This is a genomic window from Proteus mirabilis HI4320, from assembly GCF_000069965.1.
GTDB lineage: Bacteria > Pseudomonadota > Gammaproteobacteria > Enterobacterales > Enterobacteriaceae > Proteus > Proteus mirabilis.
Genome location: NC_010554.1, coordinates 3,913,007 through 3,929,604, shown reverse-complemented (window position 1 = coordinate 3,929,604; position 16,598 = coordinate 3,913,007). Strand labels below are relative to the sequence as shown.

Below are 16,598 nucleotides of genomic sequence, written 5' to 3'. Positions count from 1 at the left end.
TTTTCTACAATGCCCGAGCTAATAAGCTAATTGGGTGTTCACATTTTTTGGTTGTTGACATTTCTATTTGCCATTTACAGGTTTCGCAATCTGTAATGACTAAATCACAACCACTCTCTTCAATTTGACGGAATAATCCCGCCCCAATGCCTTGCGCAACATCGTAGTTTTCCGATTTAAAACCATAAGTACCGGCAATACCACAACATTGTGAATCTAATACAATCACTTCTACCCCAGGAATACGTTTGATTAAATCAATGGAGTAAGCCGCCCACCCCATTTTTTCCATATGGCAAGGGGTATGATAAACCACTTTTAATGGGGTATGTTTTAATGGTAATTCACGCCCTTCTTCCAATAACCGATAAATATAACGTGTTGCTAATTCTATATTTTCCCGTACTTTTGAAGTATCAATATCTAGAATATGTTCATATTCATCACGAATAGTGAAAGTACAAGTAGAAGATGTAGCAACAACCGGAATGTTGTTCTCCACAATTTTTTCTGTCAGAGATTCAAGGTTTACGGTAGCTTGTTTTTTCGCTTGTTTCACAAAGCCGTTGGCAATTAATGCAACACCACAACATTTTTCACGTTTTAATAGTTGAACACCAATATCCATTTTATTGAATACTTTAACTAAATCTTTCCCTAATTGAGGGTGATTGTAGTTAGCATAGCAACCGTGGAAAAACGCAACCTGATCTTTAAAGCGTGCTTGCTCTTCAACCTGTTTTTTCATCCATGTTCTAAATGTACCAAAAGAGTATTTGGGTAATTCACGACGATGGTCGATTTTAAGCGCTTTATCCAAGATTTTACGTACTGGTTTTAATCCGGTAATAGTGTTAACAATCGGCGCCATTGGCGTAGAGAGCGTTCCCATTAAATCAGTATGACTTAAAATAGCATCACGAATTTTAGGTGTTTTAGGATTGTAGTTAAGTTTAGCACGGGAAATGATATCCCCTATTTTTACATCTGAAGGACATGCCACTTCACAACGTTTACAGTTAGTACAGTATTTCAGTGCTTCATCATAAAGCATGGGATCTTTTAAGCGTAAACGCTCACCATCAGGGCCTGCTTGTTTAGGTCCTGGATAGAGTGGATTGACCTTTGCCACAGGACAATAGGTCGTACAAACTGTACATTTAATACAACTTTCAAAACTGGTATCTTGTAAACTCATAGTACTGCCTCCACAGCCGCAGATGTGGTGTGCTGCGATTTATCACTCTGTAATATTTGTTGAGCTGCATAGAGTGCACTTATCATGGAGACACCTGCACCACAGCCTTCGTTTAGAGGATCAAAACCACCTAAAAGCGCCCCCACCGCATAGACATTGTCTAACGCTTCACCATATTTTAACGGTCTTAATTGACTATCTGTATTAACACCAAATCGCATATAAGGCTGTTTGGCAAACACATTGACTTGTGTCCACTCATTACGCGGTAAACTTTCTAATAAATCTAATTCCATTAATGGCTCGTAAATACGATCAAATTCCGCAATTAAGCCATTATTGAAAAAACTGCCTGTGGCTAATACGACATGCTCGCTACGGATAGGGATATCAGTATGATTACGGGTATGAATACCGACAACCTTATTACCGACTAAATCGGCTTCTTCTGCGCGATCACCCGGCATGATCAAACCACCCGCTTGTTGAAAACGCAGTTTTAGTGCCTGATGTAGGCGAATACCTAATAATGAAGGCGGTAATGTCGGTAATAGACAAATTGGTTTACCCACACACTCTTGTAATAAATTAACTGGCGCTTCTTCATCTAGCCCGATACATGCAGGTAGTACAATCGCCTCAACACTATTATCTATGTGTTTAATTAATTCTTCTGCTAATGCTTGCGTGTTTTCAGGCTTATCTAAATAGCGCGCAATATTAATTGCTCTAAACTCACTTGGATTATCACGTAGTCTATCCAATAAAGGTAAATGAATGTGATAAGGAATGGCCTCAATACCTTGTTCATTTAAAGTACTACTTGCAAACTGAGGTTGAAAATCCAAGAATCCCTCAATCCCCACCACCGCTATTTTTTTCCATGGGAATGGTTGATTAACGCTATAAGTCGGCACGCGCTGTGGGCTCATCCAACTCATGCGAGAACGTCCAACCGGGGTAATACGGTAATGGTTTTCATCACCGTTACCTTTATAGTCTAAATTTCTCGTTGTTGATAACAGCGTTTGCGCTTGCTCTATCAATTGAGTGACATTTGCTTCACCAATACGACTATATGGGTGCTCTGGTGCTTGTTGTGCCAGTGTTGATAACGCTTGTTTCGGATGAGAAACTGGCGTGCCATCAGGAAGATGCGTTAATAAATCCAGTGATCCAGATGAAAAATGTAACGCACTTTGTCCATTACTGATAATGGCGCAAGATTTGCCCGCTTCAGCAAGGCGGATCCCCGCAGTCAGTCCCGCTAATCCGCTTCCTATAATGATAACGTCAAATTTCATCATCGGCCTCCACTGAAGCTGTTTTATCAATCATATCGGCATCTAAGCCACATAAACCTTGGTACACCCAACTGGTAAACTCACTTTCACGTAACGCATTACCCCATGCGATAGGACGAATACCTTTCCAACGTTCATTTAGAAAATGGGCAAGTTGTTGTTCGGAGCCATGAGGCGTTGTGACTTGTAAACGATTTAATAATCCTGCTGCGCGACAAGCACATAACTCACCTTGGCAAGTTCCCATTCCCACACGAGTACGACGGCGTAAATCAAGCAAATTATTCACGGTTAAAGAATTCACTGCATAACGAACTTCACCGGCCGTGACCGCTTCACATTCACACACTAAGCTTTTATCAATACGCTCATTACTCAATAGTTTATTGGCTAAATCGCCATGACGATAAACCGCTGAGCCTCGAATTGGCGCCGGTAACGACACCACACTACGCAATGCTTGCTCTGCCGATTGGCGAGAGCCAGGCAATGGCTCTTCAGCCGTGGTACATTTTGCTGAAATATTTAATTTCTCACAGATCTTGTTTGTGGCCCATTCAGCCATTAATCGGTAAGTCATTAATTTACCACCGGTTATGGTGATAAAGCCCTCGAGTCCATCCCGTTGTGCGTGGTCAAGTAATACAATACCGCGGCTTACATTACGGCCAGAAGGATCATCGTCGCTGGCCACTAAAGGACGTACACCGGCATAAGCACGTAAAATACGGGTTTGAGCCAGTTTAGGTGCCAGCATCGAACCTTCGCGGATCAGGATATCAACCTCTTCAGGGGTAACATACATATTGTCGATTTCATCATAAGGAACGCGAGTTGAGGTGGTTCCTATTAATGAGATGGTATCGCCAGGCACTAAAATATCGGCATCCGCAGGCTTACGACAGCGGTTGATCACCATATTATTGATACGGTGTCCTAAAATCAGTAATGCCCCTTTTGCTGGGAACATGCGGACTTTTAAATCACCATATTCTGCAATTTTTTGTCCCCATATTCCTCCGGCATTGGCCACTATTTGTGCGCGGATCTCATACATATTTTTAGATTGATGATCATAAACACGTACACCTTTCACACGGTCGCCTTCACGGATCAAGCCCATCACTTCATGATAAGTGAGTACTTGCGCACCATGTTCACGTGCATCTAACATATTGGCCGCCGTTAAGCGGAAAGGATCAACCGTACCATCAGGTACTTTAACCGCACCAATAAGATTAGGATTCACCGAAGGCTCTAAGCGAATAGCTTCTTCAGGTGAAATGGCTTGAGCATCAATACCTGCCGCTTGGCAAGATTGAATAAAGGTTTGTTGGAATTCTAACGAATCTTCAGGGAGAGTAATAAAAAGGCCATCCGTTTTTTCAACACAATGACGAGCGACCCGTTTTAAGATCATGTTTTCTTCTATACACTCACGCGCTGATTCCGGATCGGTCACTGCATAGCGTGCGCCACTATGTAATAAACCATGGTTTCGACCGGTTGCACCGGTTGCGATATCGTGTCTTTCCAGTAGGATACAGCGTAATCCACGACGAGCACAGTCTCTTGCCATGCCTGCCCCCGTAGCTCCACCGCCGATAATAATGACATCTGTTTCTGTCACTGGTGAACCGCTCATCATAGAGATGCCCTCTCACATTACATTCAGCAAACGCTTAATTATTCTTTAACGTTAATTATAGTGTATAAGATACACAAAAAATGTGGTTAATGTTTGATAATGAGCAAAAACGAAAGAGAAACGCTCATGAGTGAAAAATTAAAACGACATATGTGATACTAATCACAAATTATTTACCAGAAAGTGTTTCATAAAGTTAACATATCACTCAAAATTACACATCTTGAAAAATTATTCGACAACTGAGTATTACTTCACAGTAAATTTGCTTCAACAAGTTTACTATTACGTTCGTTAAAGAAAATTTTTTGATTACTTTGTTGTTCGTTTTGTCATTGTTTAATATCAACATATTAAAATAAAAGCCATCGGAGGCTAATATGTTAAGTCTGTTTAGACCTGCGCCACATAAAGCGCGTCTGCCAAAGGAACAGATAGATCCTGTCTATCGCCGTTTACGTTGGCAAATCTTTATGGGGATTTTCTTTGGTTACGCTGCTTATTATTTAGTAAGGAAAAACTTCGCTTTAGCAATGCCTTACCTCGTAGAAGAGGGATTCTCTAAAGGGGATCTGGGTTTTGCTTTATCAGGGATCTCGATTGCTTACGGTTTCTCTAAGTTTATCATGGGGTCATTCTCTGACCGTGCTAACCCGCGTTACTTCTTACCCGCAGGTCTTATTCTTGCATCCATTGTGATGTTAATTATGGGCTTTGTGCCATGGGCAACTTCGAGCATTATGATCATGTTCGTGCTGTTGTTCCTGTGTGGTTGGTTCCAAGGTATGGGTTGGCCTCCTTGTGGACGTACCATGGTTCACTGGTGGTCACAAAAAGAGCGTGGCGGTATCGTCTCTATTTGGAACTGTGCTCATAACGTCGGTGGTGGTTTACCGCCATTGCTGTTCCTGTTAGGTATGGCATGGTTTAACGACTGGAAAGCAGCATTATATATGCCAGCATTCGCGGCTATTTTAGTCGCGATGATTGCGTTTGCATTAATGCGCGATACACCACAATCTTGTGGTCTACCTCCTATCGAAGAATATAAAAACGATTATCCACCTGATTATAAAGAAACAGACGAACAAGAACTGACAGCAAAAGAAATCTTTATGAAGTATGTTTTCCCTAACAAACTTCTGTGGATGATTGCAATTGCTAACGTATTTGTTTACTTACTTCGTTACGGCGTATTGGACTGGTCTCCAACTTATCTTCGCGAAGTCAAAGATTTCGCCATGGATAAATCCTCATGGGCATACTTCTTATATGAATACGCAGGTATTCCAGGCACACTGCTGTGTGGTTGGATGTCAGATAAAGTGTTCAAAGGTAACCGTGGTGCAACTGGGGTATTCTTTATGACCTTAGTAACCATTGCCACTATCGTATTCTGGATGAACCCAGCAGGTAACCCGAATATTGATATGGCATGTATGTTAATCATTGGTTTCTTAATCTATGGTCCTGTTATGCTAATTGGTCTGCACGCCCTTGAATTAGCGCCGAAAAAAGCTGCGGGTACCGCAGCAGGCTTCACCGGTCTATTCGGTTACTTAGGGGGTTCTGTTGCGGCAAGTGCTATCGTAGGTTATACCGTTGACTACTTCGGTTGGGACGGTGGCTTTATGGTCATGATCGGCGGTAGTGTATTATCTGTTGTGTTATTACTTATCGTGATGATAAATGAAACCAAACACAAACGTGAAATGTCACAGAAGTATGAATAATCATTAACTGATTATTTATGAAATTGATTAAATCTCATCTCTAAAAATCAAGCCACATCAACTTTCTGATGTGGCTTTTTTATTGCCAACTGTACATAGCTTTATTGTACGAAAATGAAAATGGAGCAACTTTATGAGTACACCTTTCAAACTGAAACCGTTAGTGGCGGGCGTTCTTTTAACTCTATCTTTAAGTACAATCGCACAAGCAGCAAGCGATAAAGTAGTGATTGCCCATCGTGGTGCCAGCGGTTATTTACCTGAACACACCTTACCTGCCAAAGCACTCGCCTATGCACAAGGTGCCGATTATCTAGAACAAGATCTGGTGATGACAAAAGATAACCAACTGGTTGTCTTGCATGATCACTATCTCGATCGTGTCACCGATGTTGCTGAACGCTATCCAGACAGAGCAAGAAAAGATGGCCGTTACTATGCTATCGATTTTACTCTTGATGAGATCAAAGGACTGAAATTTACCGAAGGTTTCGATATTGTTGACGGTAAAAAAGTCCAAAGTTATCCAAATCGTTTCCCAATGGGAAAATCCGATTTTCGCATCCACACTTTCCAAGAAGAAATTGAGTTTATCCAAGGCTTAAACAAATCAACAGGACAAGATATTGGTATTTATCCTGAGATCAAAGCACCTTGGTTTCATGAACAAGAAGGGAAAGACATTACTAAAAAAGTTCTCGAAGTCTTAAAACAGTATGGCTATACCCAAAAGAGCGATAATGTTTATCTACAATCCTTTGATCCTAACGATCTAAAACGCATTAAAACAGAATTGATGCCACAAATGGGGATGGATTTAAAACTGGTTCAGTTAATCGCTTATACCGATTGGAATGAGACATATGAAAAACAACCAGATGGCACATGGACAAACTACAGTTATGACTGGATGTTTAAACCTGGCGCCATGAAAGAAATTGCGACTTATGCTGATGGCATTGGCCCTGATTATCATATGTTAGTAGAAGAAGACTCAACACCAGATAAAATCACCTTAACCGGTATGGCTGCCGATGCTCATGCCAACAAGTTAACCATTCATCCATTTACGGTACGAGTGGATAAACTACCTAAATATGCCAAAGATGGCGATCAGCTTTATGACATTATTTATAACCAAGCGGGTGCCGAAGGGGTATTTACTGATTTCCCTGATTTAGGGGTTAAGTTCTTACAAAAACAAGCTAAATAACCTTTATTTCTGTTATCCTGCTCTTATCAATAAAGGGCAGGATAATTTCCCTTGAGTTGCTCTGCTACTCTCACCGTGTCTCATAGTGAAAATCGCTCCGATTATCCATACGCTTTACTCGTTTGTTATCACAGTATATTGTGTTTTAGGCTAATTTTATGCTCGTTTAAATGCTCGTTTACCAATTTTTCGTATTTTTCCATATTATTCATATTAAAAAAGAGAGCCTAAACTCTCTTTTTAATCTGATTAGCAAATAAATTATGCTCTATAAACAGGGAAGGCAATCACATCACTAATACGCTCAACACCGAGTGCGAGCATAATCAGGCGATCAACGCCTAAAGCAACCCCAGAACATTCAGGTAATCCAGCTTCAAGCGCAGCTAAAAAACGCTCATCAATAGGCTGTTCAGGTAATCCCATGGCAACACGTTGACGATTATCACGTTCAAAACGAAGACGTTGCTCTTTAGCATCCGTTAATTCACGAAAACCATTTGCTAACTCGACACCTTTAAAATAGACCTCAAATCGCTCTGCAACACGATGATCTTCTGAGCTAATTTCAGCAAGGGAAGCTTGTGAAGCAGGAAAATGATAGATAAAGGTTGGTTTTTCAAGACCAATATGAGGCTCTACACCTGACACAAAAAGTAATTGCAGTAGCGTATCTCTATTTTCTTCTGTGTCAGCAATATTTGATAAATCAAGCTTTGCCGCAACCTCACGTAACTTTTCTTTATCTGCAGATAAAGGGTCGATATCGAGATAGCGCAAAAAGGCTTGTTGATATGAGAGCGATTCAGACGCTTCACAATCAAGCACTTCTTGTAATAAATCATCGACTTCATTCATCAACCGGTACATATCAAAACAAGGTCGATACCATTCAAGCATCGTAAATTCCGGATTATGATATCTACCGGCTTCCTCGTTACGGAAGCAACGCCCCATTTGATAAATTGGCCCACTGTTTGCCGCTAATAGACGCTTCATATGGTATTCAGGACTGGTCATTAAATATAACTTTAGCCCTTGAGAAGCACCTGGCCCCACAAATTGGGTTTCAAATGGGCATAGATGAATATCGGTAACGGTAGCCTGACTCATCATCGGTGTTTCAACTTCTAAAACACCACGATCAGCGAAAAAACGCCTAATATTACTGACAATTTTCGCCTTTTTCAGTAAGTTGGCGATTGAGGCGCTTGGCTGCCAATCCGCGATTTCACTCATGAACGAAAAACTCCAACAGAAAACAAAGCGTGCAGTTTACTCGCATCCTCTTCAACAGACAAATTTCTTCCAGAAAAGATGTACCATATTTTCATTCCCACCAATTATATTGATTAAATATCGACAAACATATAAATGCAATCAATACAATTCTACAAATCATCTACTTTTTTGCGTTTTTTCGTCACTAGCAATAGCACGTCTATCCCAAGCCAATAACGATAACAACTTTTTATGCCACTAATAGCGCAACGGTGTATCAAAAATAAAAATTAGAATAATTCTCTTTCTCAACCGAGTTCAACAATAAACTCATATTTTTCTTATATAAAATAAGTCTATTTTTTATCAATTTTAAGCACTATTTAATATTTAGCGCCGTTAAGTTTGATGGCTATTATAATCTTTAAGAGATTTTATTAATATTTTATTAACAATTAATAAGACAAATCGATTTGTTTTAGATAAATAGTAAAAGTTTATTTTAACTATTTGTTTATATTTTTATTAAATTATATTAAAACAGCTTAAAGATAATTTATTTTACCTTAAAAATCAGTCAATAACAAAAAACCATTGTTCTTTGTAATTCAAATTATCTATACTTTAAAAACGAATTATTCATTGCTAACTTTATTTTTATTTTAGAATTAAATATTTTATTTTATGCTCAAGTTTATCTGGTTAATTATTAGTAAAACCGAGAATTCTTGGTGTAGATCACACTTTTTTTGTGAAATACGGGAAAACCATCATTCATATCAAATTTCCGTACCTTACATTTCGTTATACTAAAATTACAGTCAATGATAATAACGATGTTATCAAGCGTAGTCACAAGGCAGTGAAACATTTTCGTTACGGATAGCTTAAAAAAATAGCATTACTAAATTAATAATGTCAGTGAATTGAATTCTAGACAATTATTCCAATTTTCACTTGAACAATGGAGAAGCGCAGTGCAAACCTTTAATGCCGATATAGCGATAATCGGAGCCGGGGGCGCAGGCTTACGAGCAGCAATTGCTGCAGCGGAAGCAAATCCTCAACTGAAAATTGCTCTGATCTCAAAAGTTTACCCTATGCGTAGCCACACTGTGGCAGCAGAAGGCGGATCAGCAGCAGTGACTCAGGCTCACGACTCCTACGACTTTCACTTCAATGATACCGTTTCTGGCGGTGACTGGTTGTGTGAGCAGGATGTCGTTGATTACTTCGTTGAGCATTGTCCAACAGAGATGACTCAACTAGAACTCTGGGGCTGTCCTTGGAGCCGTAAAGAAGACGGGTCAGTCAACGTCCGACGTTTTGGTGGGATGAAAATCGAACGGACTTGGTTCGCCGCCGATAAAACCGGCTTCCACATGTTACACACCCTGTTCCAAACCTCTTTAAAATACCCACAAATTCAACGTTTCGATGAACATTTCGTTCTCGATATCCTTGTTGATGAAGGCCACGCTCGTGGTGTTGTTGCTATTAATATGATGGAAGGGACGAAAGTTCAAATTCGTGCTAATGCTGTCATTATGGCAACAGGTGGCGCAGGTCGCGTTTATCGCTTTAATACTAATGGCGGTATCGTTACAGGTGATGGTATGGGGATAGCCTTACGTCATGGCGTGCCACTGCGTGATATGGAATTTGTGCAATATCACCCAACTGGTTTACCGGGCTCAGGTATTCTGATGACCGAAGGTTGCCGTGGTGAAGGGGGTATTCTGGTCAATAAAGATGGTTACCGTTATCTACAAGATTATGGCCTAGGACCAGAAACACCATTAGGTAAACCCGAAAATAAATATATGGAATTAGGTCCTCGCGATAAAGTTTCTCAAGCATTCTGGCATGAGTGGCGCGCGGGTCGTACCATTAAAACTCACCGTGGTGATGTCGTGCATCTTGATTTACGTCATCTGGGTGCGAAAAAACTTCATGAACGTTTACCATTCATTTGTGAACTGGCAAAAGCGTATGTGGGTGTTGATCCAGTTAATGAACCTATTCCAGTTCGTCCAACTGCACACTACACCATGGGTGGTATCGAGACTAATCAGCGCACAGAAACACGTATTAAAGGTCTGTTTGCGGTGGGTGAGTGTTCATCTGTCGGCTTACATGGCGCTAACCGTTTAGGTTCTAACTCACTGGCTGAACTTGTAGTATTTGGTCGTCTTGCTGGGGAAGAAGCCGTTCGTCGTGCCCAAGAAGCAACCCCTGCTAACGCATCAGCATTAGATGCACAAACTCGTGACATCGAAGACAATCTGAAAAAACTGATGAACCAAAAAGGTTCTGAAAATTGGGCTCAGATCCGCGATGAAATGGGTGAAGCCATGGAAGAAGGTTGCGGTATCTATCGTACACCTGAATTAATGCAAAAAACCATTGATAAACTGACTGAACTAAAAGAACGTTTTAAACACGTAGAAATTAAAGATACCAGTAGCGTCTTTAATACTGATTTACTGTATAAAATTGAGCTTGGCTTTGGTTTAGATGTCGCTGAATGTATGGCGCATTCTGCATTCAATCGTAAAGAGTCTCGTGGTGCACACCAACGTCTTGACGAAGGTTGTACTGAGCGTGATGACGTGAACTTCCTTAAACACACTCTGGCATTCTATAACCCAGAAGGTGCACCGCGTTTAGAATATAGCGATGTGAAGATCACCAAATCTGCTCCTGCTAAACGTGTCTATGGTGGTGAAGCGACTGCACAAGACAAGCAGAATAAGGAGAAAGCGAATGGCTGATGACATGAAGCACGTTAAGATGGAAGTCATGCGCTATAACCCCGAAACGGATGATGCGCCTCATTTCGTCACTTATGATGTGCCTTACGATGAGCAAACCTCATTATTGGATGCATTGGGTTATATTAAAGATAACTTAGCGCCAGATCTGTCTTACCGTTGGTCTTGCCGTATGGCGATTTGTGGCTCTTGCGGCATGATGGTTAACCGAGTCCCAAAACTGGCTTGTAAAACCTTTATGCGTGACTACCCAAATGGGGTGAGAATCGAAGCGTTAGGTAACTTCCCTGTCGAGCGCGACCTTGTCGTCGATATGACTCACTTTATTGAAAGCTTAGAAGCGATTAAACCTTACATTTTAGGAAATGATCGTAAGCCTTCAGAAGGTCCAAATAAACAGACTCCTGCTCAAATGGCGAAATACCACCAATTCTCTGGTTGTATCAACTGTGGTTTATGCTATGCAGCATGTCCTCAGTTTGGTTTAAATCCTGAGTTTATTGGTCCTGCAGCGATTACGTTAGCACAACGTTACAATACCGATAGCCGTGACCATGGGGCTAAAGAGCGTATGCCTCAATTAAATGGTGAGAATGGCGTCTGGTCTTGTACTTTCGTGGGCTACTGCTCTGAAGTCTGTCCAAAACATGTGGATCCTGCTGCGGCTATTCAGCAGGGTAAAGCAGCCAGTGCGCAAGACTTTGTCATTGCCATGCTGAAACCACGTTAAGGAGGAAACAAGACATGACAACAAAACGTAAGCCTTATGTTCGTGGTATGCAGCCAAACTGGTGGACGAAACTCGGTTTCTATCGTTTCTACATCACCCGTGAAGGAACTTGTCTACCACAACTTTGGTTCAGTCTGGTTGTACTGTTCGGTGTATTTGCACTGAAAAATGGACCAGAAAGTTGGGCGGGATTCGTTGGATTCCTAAGTAACCCAATAGTGATGCTGATTAATATTGTGACCCTTATCGCAACGGTATTCCATACGGCCACTTGGTTTAAGCTTGCACCGAAAGCCGTTAATATCGTCGTTAAAGATGAAAAATTACCACAAGAGCCTATCGTTCGTGGTTTATGGGGTCTAACCATCGTCGTGACTGTCGTTATTCTGGCAGTGGCGCTAATTGTTTAACCCAGGAGGAAATAATGAATCAGAATCAACTTCCTAAGCGCTCTGATGAACCTATTTTCTGGGGATTATTTGGTGCAGGTGGTATGTGGAGTGCGATTGTCTCTCCAGCAATTATTATCCTGCTCGGTATTCTAATCCCGATGGGTATTGCGCCAGAAGCATTTACTTACGATCGTATCATGGCATTTAGCCAAGGTTTTATTGGTCGTATTTTCTTACTGCTAATGATTATTCTGCCAGTTTGGTGTGCATTACACCGTATTCACCATACGTTGCACGATTTTAAAGTGCATGTACCTGCTAGTAATTGGGTATTTTATGGTGCTGCAGCAATTATTAGTGTTATCGCAATTATTGGTGTTTTTACACTATAATCGCTTGATAAATAAAATTAAAGCCACTCATTGAGTGGCTTTTTTTATCGCTAAACTGCGTGAATATAAAAATTAGCTCGCCAATTTCAAACCAATAATACCGAAAACAATCATCGCTAAACTCAATAAACGATAAATATTGGCGGATTCACCAAAAACGATAATACCAAAGATAGCCGTACCAACGGCACCAATACCGGTCCAAATGGCGTAAGCCGTACCCGCAGGTAAGCCTTTCATCGCATACGATAACATCCCCATACTCACGATCATCGCACTGATCGTAATAATACTTGGTGTTAAACGGGTAAAACCATGAGTGTATTTAAGACCAACCGCCCACACAATTTCTAATAGGCCAGCGACAAAGAGAATTATCCAAGACATAAACTACCCCTATTGATAATTGGGGTCGTCCCCTGAATATACAGATTAAAAAGCTGGGTCGTCCCAGCCTTTGAAAAGTGAAAATAGAGTATAAGAAAAAGTCAGCAACCATGCAAATAGTATTAAATTTGCTCAAGCACGTTTAGCTGTACTTTCCTCACCATAGAGAAAAGCACTCACATCGTCTTCGACTTCCCCCATCGCCATCAATGCGTTAAGGGTTTCTTGTGCTTCTTGTTCGTTAACGATACTCATGGCAAAACCCACATGCACTAATACCCACTTACCAATCATCGTATCAGGCTCGCCTTCACAAACTAATGCGATATTCACTTCACGCTTAACACCACAAACATCGACCAATGCATTTTCAGTGATGGTTTTTCCCACTTCAACAACTTGACCTGGAATACCAAGGCACATAACAACCCCTATTCGATCTCTATTTGTTTTATGCGCATTGCATCGTCATTCTCAACCCGCAAATTTTGACTACCACAAGCAGGACAACCTGCATTAAAAGTCGAAACAGTCACCACTTGATGGCAATCCCAACACCATGCTTTAGCTGGGATAACCTCAATATGTAGCTGGCAACCTTGTGCGATAGTATCTCGACAAACAATATCAAAGCAAAACTCAAGTGCAGAGACTTCAACACAAGATAGTGCGCTGATCTCCATCCAAACGCTTTTTACTTTTTGCGCATTATTTAATTTAGCTTGTGAGTCAATTATCTCAAATGCGCTCTGGCAAAGCGTGATTTCATGCATGTCTATACCTTACTTGAAGCAGGATAAATAATAGCAACTATAGTATCAGGACATAGTTGCTTTATTCTTGATCTTAGAACAATAAATCAGCGCCTGTTTCAAAAGCCGCTTTACGACGACGCTCTTTAACCATATCTTCAAGTGCATCTCTATCAATACAGACTAATGCCTGCGTTGGGCAGACCTCAACACAAGCAGGACCTTCAGCACGGTGATGACATAAATCACATTTATTGGCTTCAGCTTTAAATGCTTCAATCGTATTGAGAGCGGTTAATTTACGCATAACCGGACGAGAAACCACTTCCATAGTGCCATAAGGACAAGCCAAGACACAGGTTTTACAACCAATGCATTTATCCTGATCGACATAGTAATAATCTTTATTATGAATAATGGCACCATTAGGACAGACATTGGCACAAGGAGCATCTTCACATTGATGGCAGACAACTGCGGTACTAATTGAAAAGCCTTTCACCACATGAATGCGTGGTTGGAAATTTTGCTCACTAATTTGGTCGATTGCTAAATTATCTTGGGAAGCTTGCTGATGTGAAACAACACATGCTACTTCACAGGTATGGCAACCAATACACTTTTTAGGGTCTGCAATGATGAAACGGTTCATCATATTCTCCTGCTGTTTGTTATATATAGCCGTTATATTGGCGATAAACGCAATTAATTATCTAATTTAGAATAACAATTAGGTATCTATATATTAGATATAGCATGGTTCATGCCAATCTATTTTTAAATTAACTAATCCTTATTTTTCAATTAACTAATTTGCAAATAAAAATGATTATTAATTAGGAAAATTATATTTCGTCAATTTATTCGACATTTTTGACGATCTAATCAATCAATATATAAATAAATATATATCGATTTGTTAAATTTATATTTTTTACTTTCCCGTTAAATAAGAAAATAGCGGTTTGGATCAAAAATGACTCAGTCATTGATATAAATTTATAATAAAGCGATTACAATATAGTTAATTTTTTAGGGCAATCGGTGGTGTCATGAAATTAAGCAGTAACAATGCTGAAACTATGGAGAGCCTTCGCAGTGAGCGGAATCAATATCGTATACTTGTCGATATTACAAATTCTGTATTAGCGCATCTAGACATGGATGGCCTCATTTCTGAAGTATCTAAAGAAATACATCGTTTTTTCGGACTTAATCATATTAGTCTGATGTTATGTCGTACTTCATCACAAAATAGTCATGAAGGTATTCTTTATTCTAGTCGTTATCAGACAGGAAAATCTGTCATTCGTCAACAACGTAAGTTCAGTAGCGCCAATAACAAAGCCGAAGAAATTATTCATCAAAACAAACCCGTTTTAATCGATATCAATAAAGAAGATCAAGACGATGTTTTGATTAAACGTCTCGTAAAACAAAATATGCAGACGGCTTTGTTATTGCCACTGGCTTTTAACCGTAAACCGCTAGGTTTATTAATCCTAGCGCATGAAATAAGTAGTGTTTTTACTGAAGAAACTTGTCAATTATTGCAACAAATTGCCGCGCGCATCGGGATTGCAATTGAAAATGCCGCCGCTTATGAAGAGATAACTCACCTTAAAGATAGCCTTAAGAACGAAAATATTTGGCTTAATGAACAAATAAATAGAAATGGTAGTTTTAGCGAGATTATTTATCAAAGCGATGCCATGCATAATGTACTAGAACAAATTGAGTTAGTCGCTCAAAGTGACAGTACTGTACTTATCTTAGGCGAAACAGGTACTGGTAAAGAGTTAATTGCACGAGCGATCCATCGTTTAAGTCATCGTAAAAATAAGACGATGATAAAAATGAATTGTGCAGCAGTACCTTCCGGTCTGTTAGAAAGTGATCTTTTTGGACATGATAAAGGCGCTTTTACGGGTGCAACACATGCCCATGTGGGTCGATTTGAAATGGCAGATAAAAGTACGCTTTTTCTCGATGAAATTGGCGATATGCCCATTGAATTACAGCCAAAACTATTACGGGTTCTCCAAGAGCGTGAAATCGAAAGATTAGGTGGTAATAAAGTTATTCCTGTGGATGTACGCTTAATTGCAGCGACCAATAAAGATTTATGTGAACTGACGGATGAAGGGGAATTTCGAGAAGATCTCTATTATCGTCTGAATGTTTTTCCTATTATTATCCCGCCATTACGGGAGCGGCCTGAAGATATCCCCTTATTGGCAAAATATTTTACGCAAAAAATTGCCCGCCGCATGGATAGAAAAATAGACTGTATTCCAACACATGCTTTGGAGCAATTAACCCATTATCCTTGGCCGGGAAATGTACGAGAGCTTGAAAATATTATTGAGCGCGCGGTTATTTTAACTCGAGGCTCTACGCTAAATTTGCAACTAAAAGAGTTAAATATCAATAAACCATCTCGTTTAAAACAAGTGCTTTCGCAACCATCAGCCATAGAAAAAAAGATGCAAACTAGCGCACCTGAAAGTGATGATGAAGAGCGTGAGCGGATAATACAAGCCCTTAGAGAAACTAACGGTGTAGTGGCTGGTGCCAGAGGTGCGGCATTAAAATTAGGATTAAAAAGAACCACCTTATTATCACGTATGCAACGCTTAGGTATTTCCATTCCTGAAATTCTTTAGTTTTACGACCACTACAGCCGATATTGTAAAACGAGTGTAATTAATTTGTTACACTCGTTTTTTTCTGTCCATTGGCAACTTTTTTATCCCTATCTATAATTTTAGTGGTTATATTTCTTTAATTATTATCACTAGTTAATTAACGCTAACTTATTATAAGAATATAAATAATCCATGGAGCATATTAC

15 protein-coding genes are annotated in these 16,598 nt (G+C 40.0%); 7 read left to right on the top strand and 8 right to left on the bottom strand.

Features of this window, described 5'->3' with window-relative positions; genetic code table 11:
- Positions 1 to 4: 4 nt before the first annotated feature.
- The 3 genes from glpC to glpA are packed head-to-tail and all read right to left on the bottom strand — an operon-like array spanning position 5 to position 4,150.
- Entirely contained in the window at positions 5 to 1,198 is a 1,194-nt protein-coding gene (glpC, locus tag PMI_RS17880) for an anaerobic glycerol-3-phosphate dehydrogenase subunit GlpC (RefSeq protein WP_004245402.1), read from the bottom strand.
- Positions 1,195 to 2,502: a glycerol-3-phosphate dehydrogenase subunit GlpB gene (gene glpB / locus PMI_RS17875; RefSeq protein ID WP_004248872.1), complete on the bottom strand. Its 1,308-nt coding sequence runs from the start codon at positions 2,500 to 2,502 to the stop codon at positions 1,195 to 1,197. Before glpB ends, glpC begins: the two co-directional genes overlap by 4 nt.
- A complete protein-coding gene (gene glpA / locus PMI_RS17870; RefSeq protein ID WP_004245405.1) occupies positions 2,492 to 4,150 on the bottom strand; it encodes an anaerobic glycerol-3-phosphate dehydrogenase subunit A in 1,659 nt (552 codons plus the stop codon). Before glpA ends, glpB begins: the two co-directional genes overlap by 11 nt.
- A gap of 380 nt (positions 4,151 to 4,530) precedes the next feature.
- On the opposite strand from glpA, the gene glpT reads away from it, so the two are divergent.
- Both glpT and glpQ read left to right on the top strand, forming a co-directional pair.
- Positions 4,531 to 5,883 carry a glycerol-3-phosphate transporter gene (glpT, locus tag PMI_RS17865; RefSeq protein WP_004245406.1) on the top strand — a complete coding sequence of 451 codons (1,353 nt, stop codon included), beginning with the start codon at positions 4,531 to 4,533 and terminating at the stop codon, positions 5,881 to 5,883.
- 133 nt (positions 5,884 to 6,016) lie between these two features.
- Positions 6,017 to 7,096: a glycerophosphodiester phosphodiesterase gene (gene glpQ / locus PMI_RS17860; RefSeq protein ID WP_004248870.1), complete on the top strand. Its 1,080-nt coding sequence runs from the start codon at positions 6,017 to 6,019 to the stop codon at positions 7,094 to 7,096.
- A gap of 261 nt (positions 7,097 to 7,357) precedes the next feature.
- Here glpQ and epmA read toward each other — a convergent pair whose 3' ends face one another.
- Complete coding sequence (epmA, locus tag PMI_RS17855) at positions 7,358 to 8,335, bottom strand: elongation factor P--(R)-beta-lysine ligase (protein WP_004245408.1); 978 nt, start codon at positions 8,333 to 8,335, stop codon at positions 7,358 to 7,360.
- Positions 8,336 to 9,294: 959 nt separating this feature from the next.
- On the opposite strand from epmA, the gene frdA reads away from it, so the two are divergent.
- Genes frdA through frdD form a run of 4 tightly spaced genes read left to right on the top strand, consistent with a single transcriptional unit; the run spans position 9,295 to position 12,605 of the window.
- Entirely contained in the window at positions 9,295 to 11,091 is a 1,797-nt protein-coding gene (gene frdA / locus PMI_RS17850; protein ID WP_004252782.1) for a fumarate reductase (quinol) flavoprotein subunit, read from the top strand.
- On the top strand, positions 11,084 to 11,821 hold the full coding sequence (locus PMI_RS17845; RefSeq protein WP_004248868.1) for a succinate dehydrogenase/fumarate reductase iron-sulfur subunit: 738 nt from the start codon (positions 11,084 to 11,086) through the stop codon (positions 11,819 to 11,821). The genes frdA and PMI_RS17845 overlap by 8 nt, the downstream gene beginning before the upstream one ends.
- A gap of 14 nt (positions 11,822 to 11,835) precedes the next feature.
- A complete protein-coding gene (frdC, locus tag PMI_RS17840; RefSeq protein WP_004245411.1) occupies positions 11,836 to 12,231 on the top strand; it encodes a fumarate reductase subunit FrdC in 396 nt (131 codons plus the stop codon).
- 14 nt (positions 12,232 to 12,245) lie between these two features.
- Positions 12,246 to 12,605 carry a fumarate reductase subunit FrdD gene (frdD, locus tag PMI_RS17835; RefSeq protein WP_004245412.1) on the top strand — a complete coding sequence of 120 codons (360 nt, stop codon included), beginning with the start codon at positions 12,246 to 12,248 and terminating at the stop codon, positions 12,603 to 12,605.
- 72 nt (positions 12,606 to 12,677) lie between these two features.
- Here the strand turns inward: frdD and sugE are convergent, their stop codons facing one another.
- The 4 genes from sugE to hydN form a co-directional block, all read right to left on the bottom strand.
- On the bottom strand, positions 12,678 to 12,992 hold the full coding sequence (gene sugE, locus PMI_RS17830; protein WP_004245413.1) for a quaternary ammonium compound efflux SMR transporter SugE: 315 nt from the start codon (positions 12,990 to 12,992) through the stop codon (positions 12,678 to 12,680).
- 132 nt (positions 12,993 to 13,124) lie between these two features.
- Positions 13,125 to 13,415, bottom strand: coding sequence for a hydrogenase maturation factor HybG (gene hybG / locus PMI_RS17825; RefSeq protein WP_004245414.1), 291 nt, complete (start codon positions 13,413 to 13,415; stop codon positions 13,125 to 13,127).
- Between the two features lie 8 nt (positions 13,416 to 13,423).
- Positions 13,424 to 13,765, bottom strand: a complete 342-nt coding sequence (gene hypA, locus PMI_RS17820; protein WP_004245415.1) for a hydrogenase maturation nickel metallochaperone HypA — start codon at positions 13,763 to 13,765, stop codon at positions 13,424 to 13,426.
- 73 nt (positions 13,766 to 13,838) lie between these two features.
- Complete coding sequence (gene hydN, locus PMI_RS17815; protein ID WP_004248867.1) at positions 13,839 to 14,396, bottom strand: electron transport protein HydN; 558 nt, start codon at positions 14,394 to 14,396, stop codon at positions 13,839 to 13,841.
- 400 nt (positions 14,397 to 14,796) lie between these two features.
- Between hydN and PMI_RS17810 the strand changes: the two genes are divergently transcribed.
- Positions 14,797 to 16,410, top strand: a complete 1,614-nt coding sequence (locus tag PMI_RS17810) for a sigma 54-interacting transcriptional regulator (protein ID WP_004245418.1) — start codon at positions 14,797 to 14,799, stop codon at positions 16,408 to 16,410.
- The last annotated feature ends 188 nt before the right edge of the window (positions 16,411 to 16,598 follow it).

What these genes read in the sequence shown, in the direction of transcription:
- glpC (WP_004245402.1), bottom strand. Translation starts at nt 1,198, where the DNA reads ATGAGTTTACAAGATACCAGTTTTGAAAGTTGTATTAAATGTACAGTT.
- glpB (WP_004248872.1), bottom strand. Translation starts at nt 2,502, where the DNA reads ATGAAATTTGACGTTATCATTATAGGAAGCGGATTAGCGGGACTGACT.
- glpA (WP_004245405.1), bottom strand. Translation starts at nt 4,150, where the DNA reads ATGATGAGCGGTTCACCAGTGACAGAAACAGATGTCATTATTATCGGC.
- glpT (WP_004245406.1), top strand. Translation starts at nt 4,531, where the DNA reads ATGTTAAGTCTGTTTAGACCTGCGCCACATAAAGCGCGTCTGCCAAAG.
- glpQ (WP_004248870.1), top strand. Translation starts at nt 6,017, where the DNA reads ATGAGTACACCTTTCAAACTGAAACCGTTAGTGGCGGGCGTTCTTTTA.
- epmA (WP_004245408.1), bottom strand. Translation starts at nt 8,335, where the DNA reads ATGAGTGAAATCGCGGATTGGCAGCCAAGCGCCTCAATCGCCAACTTA.
- PMI_RS17845 (WP_004248868.1), top strand. Translation starts at nt 11,084, where the DNA reads ATGGCTGATGACATGAAGCACGTTAAGATGGAAGTCATGCGCTATAAC.
- frdC (WP_004245411.1), top strand. Translation starts at nt 11,836, where the DNA reads ATGACAACAAAACGTAAGCCTTATGTTCGTGGTATGCAGCCAAACTGG.
- frdD (WP_004245412.1), top strand. Translation starts at nt 12,246, where the DNA reads ATGAATCAGAATCAACTTCCTAAGCGCTCTGATGAACCTATTTTCTGG.
- sugE (WP_004245413.1), bottom strand. Translation starts at nt 12,992, where the DNA reads ATGTCTTGGATAATTCTCTTTGTCGCTGGCCTATTAGAAATTGTGTGG.
- hybG (WP_004245414.1), bottom strand. Translation starts at nt 13,415, where the DNA reads ATGTGCCTTGGTATTCCAGGTCAAGTTGTTGAAGTGGGAAAAACCATC.
- hypA (WP_004245415.1), bottom strand. Translation starts at nt 13,765, where the DNA reads ATGCATGAAATCACGCTTTGCCAGAGCGCATTTGAGATAATTGACTCA.
- hydN (WP_004248867.1), bottom strand. Translation starts at nt 14,396, where the DNA reads ATGAACCGTTTCATCATTGCAGACCCTAAAAAGTGTATTGGTTGCCAT.
- PMI_RS17810 (WP_004245418.1), top strand. Translation starts at nt 14,797, where the DNA reads ATGAAATTAAGCAGTAACAATGCTGAAACTATGGAGAGCCTTCGCAGT.